Annotated in this window: 7 protein-coding genes; 4 read left to right on the top strand and 3 right to left on the bottom strand. The window is 44.5% G+C overall.

What is annotated here, in order from left to right; all coding sequences use genetic code 11:
* The first annotated feature begins 92 nt into the window (after nt 1-92).
* From tesB to L5M28_RS02405, 3 genes are all read left to right on the top strand, one after another.
* Nucleotides 93-959, top strand: a complete 867-nt coding sequence (gene tesB / locus L5M28_RS02415; RefSeq protein ID WP_028761097.1) for an acyl-CoA thioesterase II — start codon at nt 93-95, stop codon at nt 957-959.
* Between the two features lies 1 nt (nt 960).
* Nucleotides 961-1,362, top strand: a complete 402-nt coding sequence (locus tag L5M28_RS02410) for a YbaY family lipoprotein (RefSeq protein WP_028761096.1) — start codon at nt 961-963, stop codon at nt 1,360-1,362.
* 739 nt (nt 1,363-2,101) lie between these two features.
* Nucleotides 2,102-5,998, top strand: coding sequence for a S8 family serine peptidase (locus L5M28_RS02405; RefSeq protein WP_263202343.1), 3,897 nt, complete (start codon nt 2,102-2,104; stop codon nt 5,996-5,998).
* Nucleotides 5,999-6,083: 85 nt separating this feature from the next.
* Here L5M28_RS02405 and L5M28_RS02400 read toward each other — a convergent pair whose 3' ends face one another.
* Nucleotides 6,084-6,965, bottom strand: coding sequence for a LysR family transcriptional regulator (locus L5M28_RS02400; protein WP_263202342.1), 882 nt, complete (start codon nt 6,963-6,965; stop codon nt 6,084-6,086).
* A 162-nt stretch (nt 6,966-7,127) separates the two neighbouring features.
* On the opposite strand from L5M28_RS02400, the gene L5M28_RS02395 reads away from it, so the two are divergent.
* Nucleotides 7,128-8,375: an MFS transporter gene (locus L5M28_RS02395; protein WP_219234031.1), complete on the top strand. Its 1,248-nt coding sequence runs from the start codon at nt 7,128-7,130 to the stop codon at nt 8,373-8,375.
* Nucleotides 8,376-8,391: 16 nt separating this feature from the next.
* Here the strand turns inward: L5M28_RS02395 and L5M28_RS02390 are convergent, their stop codons facing one another.
* The gene (locus tag L5M28_RS02390; RefSeq protein WP_028761092.1) at nt 8,392-9,771 is read right to left on the bottom strand and encodes a sigma-54-dependent transcriptional regulator; all 1,380 of its coding nucleotides are present in this window, start codon (nt 9,769-9,771) and stop codon (nt 8,392-8,394) included.
* 4 nt (nt 9,772-9,775) lie between these two features.
* Entirely contained in the window at nt 9,776-11,572 is a 1,797-nt protein-coding gene (locus tag L5M28_RS02385; protein ID WP_028761091.1) for an ATP-binding protein, read from the bottom strand.
* Nucleotides 11,573-11,580 lie beyond the last annotated feature (8 nt).

The raw sequence follows: 11,580 nt of genomic DNA, 5'->3' as shown, positions 1-11,580 counted from the left end.
ATTTGATTGTGAATAATTGATAGAAGACTGGTCAGCTTAAGGCTAACTGAGTTACCCTTTAAGATTAATTGCTAATTACGCAGTAGGATCCCATGAGTCAGGTATTAGACGATCTTTTATCATTACTTTCCCTTGAGCAAATTGAAATTGGCCTCTTTCGTGGTCAAAGCCAAGATCTGGGTTTTGGGCATGTGTTTGGTGGTCAAGTGATGGGTCAAGCACTGAGCGCCGCAAAACAGACTGTAGCTGCTGAGCGTAAGATCCATTCATTACATTCCTACTTTTTACGTGCAGGTGACGAGAAGTTGCCGATTGTTTATGAAGTAGAAAATATGCGTGATGGCGGTAGTTTTAGCGCTCGTCGGGTTAGTGCAATTCAAAAAGGTCGGCCGATTTTTCATATGACCTGCTCCTTCCAAGAACCTGAGGAAGGTTTTAGTCATCAAGCCGCTATGCCGCAAGTGCCCGGACCTGAAGGTCTGTTGAATCAGCAGGAATTGGCGCTGACGATGCGGGATAAAGTACCGCCGAGCATACTTGAAAAGTTTATGGCCGATGCGCCAATTGAGATGCGATTGGTCAATCCACTGCACCCTTTTGCGCCTAAAGAAACCGAGCCGTACCGTTATGTTTGGATGAGGGCTAATGGTCCTATGCCAAATGATGCCCATATCCATGAATATTTACTCGCCTATGCCTCAGACTTTAACTTTTTAGTCACGGCAGCTCAGCCCCACGGTGTATCCTTCTTAAGTCCTGGGGTACGAATGGCGACGATCGACCATGCGATGTGGTTCCACCGTCCGATTAATATGGGAGAGTGGTTGCTTTACAGTATCGATAGCCCTAATGCTAGCGGTGGCAGAGGTTACGTCAGAGGGCAGTTTTTCAATCAACAAGGCGAGTTAGTGGCTTCTTCTACCCAAGAAGGCCTGATACGCATGGTAAAAGGACGTTAGTATGTATCTGAAAATAAAATCGTTTATATTGTTCTCTCTCATGGCTGTCTTGCTCAATGGCTGCGTGACTGTAACACCTGATCAACCGATTATCATCAATGGCGCAGCTGGCTATCTAGAGAAGATCCCATTACCTCAAGGCTGCCAAATCATTATTGCCATTATTGATTTGAATACTCCAGGTGTCATCGTCGCACAAAAAACCTTCAATATCGCCAGAGCACCTGTGCCATTTAAATTTACATTGCCCGCTAAATCGATCGATAAAAGTATTCAATATGGCGTAGTGGCGATGATCAAGTTTCAAGACCAAGTGATCTTCCAAACCTATGACAGGTTCCCAGTTATCAATAATGATAAGTTCACGACAGAAGTGTTAATGAAGGCGGTGATGGCGAATTAACCACTGGCCACAACTGCAATAATATTGTTTTTATATTGATGAAGATTTAGCCCTTTCAATTCTATATTGAAAGGGCTTTTTTGTGATCATTAATCCGCTTGCTATGCTGTAAATGTGAGATTAAGTATTAACTTGCTCTATACAGGATTAAGAATATTAATGCATAAGTTAGTTAATTTTTATAAGGGGTATCATTTTGTAAAATATCATACAAATACAATATGTATATATTTTGTTAAATTAATGCTGTGGTTTTTGTTGTTTATTGTTTCGCAAAAGATATTTTGCGTTTATTTTGTAACTAATGATATTTATAAAAAGAATATTTATTTACGGGGATTTATTCTGTTTAACCTAAGGGTATTTTTGAGCTGACACTTAAAGTTTAAGTTTAACTGTATGATTTAATGTTTATTATTTGTTTGTATCGATTTTTATACTACGACTTATCGTTGGGACATAAAACAGTCTGATAAAGGTTCTATGGATTTATTTTAACAAGGTATGAGGTTGTTCATCATTTACTGAATTACGTTCTGTTAACTTGCTGTTTTAATTTGTATCATCACGTGTTACAAATTATCGCGATAAAACTCAGTGATCATCATCACAGTAAATTGAATGGTTATTCATAAAAAATGTCAGTTACGGGTGATGTTTTTGGTTGCCGCAGCGTTTTCATGCCACCCAAACCTGAGTTTTATAAATCATACAACTTATAAGAATTAGGGAAGTCACAATGAAAACTAAAATAGCATTAGCAGTGTCTATGGCACTGTTATCGTCGGCGGCAAATGCACAAACCGTATTATCACCTACGGGTGAAACCTTGCAGTTAGATATTCCAAGTGAATTACAAGTCACTTCATTACGCGGTAACGCTGCCGGAGCTGAGGTTAAGTTTGTACCTGAAGCAGATTTAGGTGAGGGTGAATATACTTATATCGTCCGTTTACGCGATAGTTCGGTTGCTAATTACCAAGGAACTATTCCAGGATTAAAAGCGACTAGTTCACAAAGAGTGCAGGTAAACGGTACTTCAAAAGTTGCTGTGAACGGTAAACTTGATGCTTCTAAAGCTGAAGTCAAAAGTTATGTTAGTTATTTGAAAGTAAAACAGAACCGATTTTTAGCTAACGCGAGTGCGGCTATTGGCACCAATCTGCAACCATTAACGACATATCAGTATGCGTTAAACGGTATGGCGGTTCGCATTACTCAAGCTCAAGCGAAGAAAATGGCTGAGTTACCTGAGGTTGCGTTTGTTGAGCGCGAGCGTATGGAGCAAATGGAAACCGATGTCAGTCAAGCGCTTATCGGTTCTCCTAATGTATGGGATGGCAGCGCGACGGGCACTAAAGCCATGGGGGAAGGCGTGATCGTCGGTATTATCGACTCAGGTATTAACTCAGATCATGCTTCATTCGCTGATGTTGGCCAAGATGGCTATGACCACACAAACCCATTAGGTCAAGGCATCTATATTGGTGATTGTAAAACTGATTTCGCGAGCATGTGTAATGACAAGTTGATTGGAGTTCGCAGTTACTCTGAGATAACAAATAACTACGACGATGCAAAAGTGTTTGGTGACACCCCTCCAGCTAAAAATGGTGAGGATTACGGTGGGCATGGTACTCACGTTGCGAGTACCGCAGCAGGTAACATCCTAGTGAATGTGCCTTATGTGCAAGGTGAAACAGGTAAGTTAGAAAGCGATGGCATTGCGACAGGCCTTGAATTTAAACAAATCTCAGGTGTTGCACCACATGCAAACATCATAGCTTATCAAATTTGTAATCCGGGTAATGCGGGCGACACTTATTCTGGCTGCCCGACCGCACCGATTTTAAAAGCCTTAGATGATGCGATTAAAGATGGCGTCGATGTGCTTAACTTTTCTATCAGTGGCGGTGGAAACCCGTGGAATAGTGCGACGGAACAAGGCTTTTTAGCCGCGCGTAATGCAGGGATTTTTGCTGCAGTGGCTGCGGGTAACACACGTGCCGCGACAAGCACGAGCCCTGCGATTAATCAAACACCTTACTCTACGCCTAAAAATGCACCTTGGTATACTTCGGTAGCTAACTCGACTCATAACCGTGACATAGTACGCGCCGTGGAATTTAATGGTAAAAACTATCATTACACTGCTGGTTCTGGTCCGGTTCAAACTGAAGTGCTCAAAGGTGTTCCCCTTTATGCTGGCGCAATTGATGCGACCAATTTTGAAGCCTGTAAACCGTTCCCAGCAGATGCCTTTAAAGACAAGATCGCCGTTTTAAGACGCGGTGTTTGCTCATTCGATATCAAAGTGGCCGCAGCAATGGCCGCTGGCGCTAAGGGTGTGATTGTTTTCAATAGAGATGGTGAAAATAATGCGCGTCTGACTATGTCGGGGCTAGATAAATTGAATATTCCAGCGGTATTTATTGGTGATATTGATGGCTTAGAATTGATTGCTGCTATGGCGGCAAATCCTGCTCTTGAAATCACGCTGTCTCCAACCCCTAAAGTTGCCAGTAAAGAAGCGGATGTTTTATCTGCCAGTTCATTGATTGGACCTAATCTGACTAACGATGTACTCGTACCCTATGTCGCTGCACCGGGCAGTGACATCTACGCAGCTTATTCCGACCAACAGTTTGGCCATGATGAAACAGGTACAGATCCTGCTGATTTCACTTTGATGTCAGGTACTTCAATGGCGAGTCCTCACGTTGCCGGTGCTGGTGCGTTACTTAAATCGCTGCATAAGGATTGGACGCCAGACAACATTCGTTCTGCGCTAATGATGACGTCAACGACAGCCCAAGCCATGAAAAAAGCCGATGGTAAAACCGTTGCTGATCCGTTTGACGTAGGAGCCGGTCGTATTCGTGTTGATTTAGCGGCAAAAACGGGCTTAGTGATGGATGAAAGTGCCTTAAACTACGAGATTGCTAATCCTTCGACAGGTGGCGATCCACGTAAGCTAAACATTCCAAGCATGGCTGATTCACGTTGTATCGATACTTGTACTTGGACACGTACTGTCACTGCAACGGCTGATGGTAGCTGGACTGCAAAAGGCGTTTCCGCAACGGATAAATTCGCGTTAACTGTGACGCCAGAGAGCTTTAATCTCAAAAAAGGTGAAAGCCAAACGATTACAGTGACTGCGGATGTGACTGACGTCGGTGCAAGTTGGGGCTTTGGTAACTTAGTATTAACGTCCGATACTTTCCCAGCGGTTAATATGCCGATCGTAGCTAAGATAGCTAAACGCGATTTACCTGCTTTGGTTAATGTTTCAGCCTCACGTGATGCAGATGAACGTAATTTGGCGCACTTGAAAGCGATTGATCTACCGGGTGTTGCGGCGACAGTGACTGCACTTAAATTAAGCGCTACTTATGAATCAAGTGTGAAACAGGATTCAAATACCGATAGTGCATTTGATGATTTGGCCGATGGCGTAAAAGTATTTAGCTTTAATGTTGAAGATAAAGCTTTATATTTCAATGCATCAATCGGTAATACAACCTCTCCTGACTTAGATATGTTTGTGATACTCGATAAGAAAGACGGTAGCAAGCTTTCTATCGCGGCATCTTCTGCGTTTGGCGGTTCAAAGGAAAGTGTATCCATTAAGAACCCAGTGAAGGGTGAGTATATTGTCGTTGTACAAAACTATCAGGCATCTGCAGCCGATGCGGATGATGCCTTTAGTTTGAAACAAGTAACCTTATACGATGAAGCGGGTGATAACTTAACTGCAAATCTTACGGGTGATCATAAAGATTTCAATGTCAACTTAGCATGGAAACAAGCAATGCTAGTGGGAGATGCTGGCATAGCTATGCTGACGCTGACCACCACTGATGACAAAGTCGCACCTGTTAAAATTCCGGTCGTATTTGAGCGCGTTAGTGATGACGTATTACCTCCTCTAGGCAGTACTGTTTCTGGTGAATTAACACCTGGTACCGCTAAAGTGATGAAGACACGTATTGAAGCGAACAAAACGCAAGAAACCCGTGTTTACACCCTAGAGGCGTTATTACCAGAAGGTCATGAAGTGGCTAATATTAGCCATCAAGGTGCGCAAGTGGGCAATAAGATCACTTGGACTATCGAAATGGCCTCTGCTGCTGCGGCATTAGATGTCACATTTGACTTAGTGCCACGTAAGGCGAGTCAAGGCAACATAGTGGCATTGACCAACAAAGTGAATAACGACTCGGCTGAAATCTTGAAGCAGGAGTATCAATTTGATGTTCCAGAAGTGGCGCCAGTCGCTGTGATTGAAGCTCCTGCCACTGTCCAAGAAGGTAAACCTTTGTTCATCGATGCGAGCAAGTCGTCGGATGCCAACAATGATCCTTTGACCTACAAATGGACTCAGTTAGGGGGCGCTAGCTTTAACTTTGACGCTAATGTGGCCAAGCTTAATCTCGTTGCACCAAACGTGAGTGGCTCTGCTCAGACGGTTTCATTCCAACTGACAGTATCTGATAACCACGGCAATAAAGATTCAAGTGTTGTGTCTGTATCTGTGACTGAAACACCAGCCAAGAAAGATGATGGTGGTGCCTTAGGTTGGTTAAGCTTGTTGTTGCTACCTTTTGCTTTTGGTCGTCGTAAACAAGGCTAAACCCTCAGAGTAAAATCGGAAGGTTTAATGGTAAGAGAGAAGGGCTGATATTGATATCAGCCCTTTTTGTATTTGCTGGTTTGTGTTAGCGATTTGACATTAAAAAATCGACAAAGGCGCGGTCTGCTTGGCTGACGGGGCGCTGCTTTTTCCATGCAATATGGAGGTTTAAAAATACCGGTGGATCGAAGGGTTTGGCTAAAATGTCATCTTTTGAGCTTATCGCCATCTCAAGTACACTGGTGATCCCAAATCCTTGGGAAACAATCTGTTTAATCAGATTAATCAAATTGGTCTCGAAGGCAATATTGGGCTTTTTGCCTAATTCTTTGGCTTGAGAGAGTATCCACTCACGGTGGAAATAACCTGTTTTGAACATCACTAATTCATGGTCGAAAAAGTCATGTAGACTCACAGCGCTATGTTCCGCTAAAGGGTGTTCGGTACCCATGGCGATCACCATTTGCTCACGGATCAACAGCTGACTATCAAATTCGGGCTGTAGGTCTTGGGCGGTAATGATTGCAATATCCACTTCTTCCTGTTGCAACATGCGCAGTGCATCCCGCGTCCCGCCTTCAAACAGTGATAGTTTTAACTCGGGGTACTTATGCCGAAAAGCCATTAAGCGCGAGGGGAGATAGAAAGAACCCAGCATGCCCGGCACGGCAATGCGGACTTCCCCTGAGGTGAGATTGGCCATGGCGCGGATTTGCGCTTCGGCCTGCTTAACTTGTTTTAGGATCAAAGTGGCGTGTTGATGCAGGACTATACCTTCGGCCGTGAGTGTGAGCAGTTTATCATTCTTGTTGCTCGTACGATTGACTAAGGTGACGCCGAGTGCGACCTCTAAGCGCTTGATACTTTGACTTAACGCGGGCTGAGCCATATTCAGTTTCTTGGCTGCGGCGGTAAAGCTGCCGGTATTGGCAAGGGCATCTAAATGTTTGAGTTGGCGAATATCCATTAATCGGGCTCGTACTATTTTATCAGTGGCAAGATGTGTACTTTTGGCGCGCTATTTCTATAACAAAAATCAATGATTACGATAGATATTATCTATTATTGTTATGTTATGCCCAGTGATAATCTTTGTCTATCCTATGAGTGATACTTGGTCGAGGCTCCCGTGCAAGCCGTATTAGATACTATGATTGACAATAAACAGCGTGACACCCGATTGATGTGGGCGCTCTGCGTCGCTTCAGTGGTGGTCTATATCAACTTGTATTTAATGCAAGGCATGTTGCCGCTGATTGCGGAACATTTTGCGGTATCAGGCTCTAAAGCAACCTTGATCCTGTCGGTGACCAGTTTTTCCTTAGCCTTTTCATTGCTCTTGTATGCGGTACTGTCAGATCGTATCGGTCGACACACACCGATCATTGTCAGCTTGTGGTTATTGGCATTGTCTAACTTACTATTAATTTGGGCGCCGGATTTTAATGGGTTAGTGCTAGTGCGATTGCTACAAGGTGCATTACTCGCTGCCGTACCTGCGATTGCCATGGCGTACTTTAAGGAGCAATTATCACCAAGCACTATGCTGAAAGCCGCAGGCATTTATATTATGGCGAACAGTATTGGCGGGATTGTTGGACGTCTGCTAGGTGGTTTAATGTCGCAGTTTTTATCTTGGCAAGAATCTATGTGGTTGCTGTTTCTAGTGACGTTAGCGGGGGTGGCTTTAGTGAACTATTTGCTGCCTTCACTTGCCGATGCGCAGTCGATGTCACCAAGTAACACTGAGCCTTCCTTATCAAAACGCGCCCGTTTAGCGCAAGATCTTCATGGCTTTAGTCATCATCTCACCGATGCGCAAATGCGTTTGGTCTACGCGATTGGCGGCTTGACCTTTATGATGATGGTGAATCAATTTAGCTTTATTCAACTGCATTTGATGGCTCCACCCTATGAATGGAGTCGTTTCCAAGCCACCTTGATTTTCCTGTGTTATTCCAGCGGGACTATTGCGTCGTATTTCACTGCAAAGTGGCTCGCCAAATTTGGCCAACATAAGTTGTATCAGTGGTCTTGGTGCGTGATGTTGCTCGGCAGTTTACTGACCCTGTTTGATACGACCTTAACCATCAGCTTAGGTTTTTTAATGACCGCCTGTGGGTTCTTCCTTACCCATAGTTGCTGTAATTCCTTTGTTGCAATGCGGGCCAGTCGTGATCGAGCTAAGGCGACGTCACTCTATTTATGTTGTTATTACTTAGGTGCTGCGATTGGCGGCCCTTATTTGATGATGTTTTGGCATGAGGCGCAGTGGCGCGGTGTGGTGATGGGGTCGTTAACCTTATTAGCCTTGATTGCCTTAGCAATCACCCGTTTGCATTACCATCAAACTCATGTCAAACGGGCGTTGGTCTAAAGCTTAAATATGCCCTTTAGTCATCGGAATTAATGTATTGTTTGCGGTCTAAATCGTATTTACGCATTTTGTCGTAGAGGGTTTTGCGGGGCAGTTCTAGCTGCTCCATGGTCTGCTTAATACTGCCCTTGTTGTGGCTAAGTGCTTCTTCAATCAGTACCCGTTCAAAAAACTCTACCCTTTGTAGCAGGGACATACTCGAGTGCAGGCTTGGAGTATTGCCTAACGTGCCAGCAAAGGCGGCTTCTCCGCCCAGTAGCACAAAGCGTTCAGCGAGATTACGTAACTCACGCACATTGCCTGGCCAGTCGTGGGAAGTAAGTATCGCGTTTTGCTCTGCATTTAAGGCGATAAGCGCTTTATGATAGCGTGCCGATGCGACGCGGGCAAAGTGTAAAAAGAGTAACGGAATATCTTCACGGCGATCTCTCAGGGGAGGGATGGGCACAGTCACTAGATTTAAGCGATACAACAAGTCTTGGCGAAATTCCCCCGTGTCACACAGACCTTTTAAATCGACTTTTGTAGCCGCTATCACGCGAATATCTAAATTGATGCTCTTGTTAGAGCCTAAACGTTCAACCTTACGATCTTCAAGCACTCGCAGCAGCTTTACTTGCAGAGACAGTGGCGTACTTTCAATTTCATCTAAAAATAACGTGCCACCATTGGCATATTCAAATTTGCCAATGCGCATCTTATCGACGCCAGTAAAGGCCCCTGCTTCGGCGCCAAAGAGTTCACTTTCAATCAGGTTTTCGGGGATTGCACCACAGTTGATGGCGACAAAGTTGGCTTGGCTGCGGCTGCTGTGGTCGTGTAAATAGCGGGCAACAAGTTCTTTACCTGTACCTGTTTCGCCTTCAATTAACACATCCGCAGGCGTATCTATCACTTGCGTTATGATGTGGCGCATACGGTTGATGCCGACACTGTTGCCCAAAATACGAGGGCCCGGTACGCTTTGGCTTTCGAGATCCTTTTTAAGCTTGCGGTTCTCTAAGGTCAGACTGCGTTTTTCTAAGGCGCGTTTAACCACATCGAGTATATGTTCGTTATTAAAGGGTTTTTCAAGAAAGTCGTAGGCGCCTTGTTTTAAGGCATTGACTGCCATGGCAATATCACCAAAACCAGTGAGTAGGACAACGGGGAGATCGGGATCTTGCAGACGGATTTGTTGCATTAAGCTGATGCCGTCTAATTGTGGCATGTTGACATCCGATATCACCATTCCCGCCCAATCTTTATGCAGCAACTTAGCGATACCTTTGGGTTCTGTGGTGGCGAGTGCCTTAATGCCCTCCAGTTCAAATAGTTGAACGAGAACTGTGCCTATGTGCGGCTCATCGTCGATGATGAGAACAGAATAATCTTGAATTGAATTGGGCACACTCATAAAACTAACGTTCCTCGAGCAAGTAAATAGGTAAAATAATCTGGAAAATAGCGCCACCCTCTTCGGCATTGGCAACGTTAATTTGGCCTTGCATGGATTCGATAATGCGTTGTGAAATTGATAAGCCCAGCCCCAGTCCGTGGCGCTCGTTAGTGGTAAAGTAAGGTTCGAAGATTTTCTCCATTTGGCTTTCACGTACACCCGGGCCTGAATCTTGGATGCTGATGCAAAACTTATCTTCACTGGTCACGCGGATAACCAATTGGCGTTTAACCGATTGTTGCATAGCGACAATGGCGTTGCTCATAATGTTGACAAACACTTGTTGTAATCTAACCTTATCGCCCCAAACCTGATAGTTGCCGTTGGGTAATTGCACATCGAGTTCAACACCCTGTTTATCAATAGCAGGTTGAACTATGGTCAGGGCTTGCTTGATACAGCGGCCAATATCGGTTGCGCTATCAGCGCCTTGGCTCTTGCGGGTAAAGCTTTTAAATTGCCCAACAATATCGGCTAATCTGTCGGTAAGTTCAATAATAATCTTGATATTATCCAGTGCCTTATCTTGCATATCACGGGCGAGAAAAGTTTGGGTATTTTGGGCATAGCTGCGAAGTGCCGCGAGTGGTTGATTGAGTTCATGGTTAATACTGGCGGATAAACTACCGATTACTGTCAGTTTTGCCGCTTGGATCAGCTCATCTTGAGTATCTTTGAGCTGATTATTGGCCTGCTGTAAGTCCTGAGTACGTTCTTCAACTCGCTGTTCTAATAGGCTTTGCGCTAGTTGCATTCGGTGTAGATTGCGACGGCGCTCGGCGTTAAATAGGATGCTGAGTGCCAGCAAAAGATAAATACTGGCTGACAGTAACATCAGTGCGGGCAAAGAGGTCAGTAAAGGTTTGATTGGCGCTAAGATGTGTACTCGCCAGCCTGCTTTAGCCATTGATTGGTGGATGTCCATGTATTGTTCATGGTCTGTACCCGTTTGCAGCTGGTAGAGCATAGCTTGACTACCACTTTCATAGGGCGGCTTCATCAACAACTCTCCTATGGGACGTTCTGCATAGCGTTTTGAGGCATTAAGGGCATATTGCTTGGCTTGGGTAAGCGGGGTTAGTGACTTTAACCGCCATTCATCGATACTGGAAATAAAGACGATATCTTCAGGATCACTGATAAGGAACTGATACTGACCCGCAATCGCGATACTGGTACTTTGTTGCTCTATGTCGGCAATATTAACTTTGACTATGATGGCCCCAAGTATGCCTTTACCACCTTGTTGATAAATAGGGTAAGAGAAATAAAATCCGCGCTTATCTGAGCTGGTACCCACTGCGTAATAACGGCCTAGATTGCCCGAGATAGCATCTGTGTAATAGGGTCTAAAGGAGTAGTCCTTGCCAATAAAGGAAAAACTTTGTTGCCAGTTACTGGCGGCAATGGCGATACCTAAGGCATCGATCAGATAGATATCGGATGCTTCGGTGACATGCTGAATTTCTTCGAGATATAAATTAAGCTCTTGGACTTTATCTGGATTCTGCTGGTCGTTCAGGACATTGGCGAGCATTGGGTTAGTCGAGAGCACGTGGGGAATACTTTCGTAGCGCGATAGTGCACCATCGAGAAAACTGACTAATTCCTTTAGTTGTTTCTCCGATTGCTTTTGGATCTCGATTTTACCTTGATGCAAATGCACCCAGTAGGTCAGTTTGAGGGTTGCAAATAGGCCTGCAAGTAACACAACGGTCAGAAAGAGGCGTTTCTTGGCCTTAGGCGTCATGGGCAACATGGTGGTTA

Origin of the sequence: Shewanella sp. SW32 (assembly GCF_025653365.1) — a bacterium.
In the GTDB taxonomy this organism is placed as follows: domain Bacteria; phylum Pseudomonadota; class Gammaproteobacteria; order Enterobacterales; family Shewanellaceae; genus Shewanella; species Shewanella oncorhynchi.
Note: the sequence above shows the minus strand (reverse complement) of the source record. Positions and strands in the feature narration are given on the sequence as shown.

Coding starts and splice junctions, on each gene's coding strand:
- L5M28_RS02410 (WP_028761096.1), top strand. CDS start 961: ATGTATCTGAAAATAAAATCGTTTATATTGTTCTCTCTCATGGCTGTC.
- tesB (WP_028761097.1), top strand. CDS start 93: ATGAGTCAGGTATTAGACGATCTTTTATCATTACTTTCCCTTGAGCAA.
- L5M28_RS02385 (WP_028761091.1), bottom strand. CDS start 11,572: ATGTTGCCCATGACGCCTAAGGCCAAGAAACGCCTCTTTCTGACCGTT.
- L5M28_RS02390 (WP_028761092.1), bottom strand. CDS start 9,771: ATGAGTGTGCCCAATTCAATTCAAGATTATTCTGTTCTCATCATCGAC.
- L5M28_RS02400 (WP_263202342.1), bottom strand. CDS start 6,965: ATGGATATTCGCCAACTCAAACATTTAGATGCCCTTGCCAATACCGGC.
- L5M28_RS02405 (WP_263202343.1), top strand. CDS start 2,102: ATGAAAACTAAAATAGCATTAGCAGTGTCTATGGCACTGTTATCGTCG.